Here is a 394-nt window from a genome sequence, read left to right as displayed (position 1 = left end):
TTATTAGCCTCATCATTTTCTATGACTTGCTCAAAAGTGCTATCAAGACCATCTAATATGATATAGCCAACAATGCTTCCGCCCACAAAAATCCCAAAAAACGCCACCAAAGAGCCTACATCAAAAAAGATATGACAAAGCACAGCTATGACGCCAAAAGCTATCGACATAATAGTCATATGTGTTTTGTTTATGGGTTTTGTTTTGTATTTTGTCTTGCATATCGGGCATATTACTATGCTAAAGCCTCGCAACCTGTCCCTTTCATTGTCATCTGACCAATCCCCATACGACACTTCTTGTTCTGCGTTAAAGATATTGACATTTTCGCCACACACTTTGCATTTGTTGGATATTTTCATTTTTTTATCCCCTTTTTGCCTTTTTAGTAAAA

1 protein-coding gene is annotated in these 394 nt (G+C 36.8%); it reads right to left on the bottom strand.

What is annotated here, in order from left to right:
• Positions 1–362: hypothetical protein (locus tag ACWIUO_RS13925; RefSeq protein ID WP_454178480.1), on the bottom strand; the 362-nt coding region annotated here is incomplete at its 3' end.
• Positions 363–394 lie beyond the last annotated feature (32 nt).

The sequence above is a fragment of the Helicobacter sp. T3_23-1056 genome (genome assembly GCF_053654535.1).
Note: the sequence above shows the minus strand (reverse complement) of the source record. Positions and strands in the feature narration are given on the sequence as shown.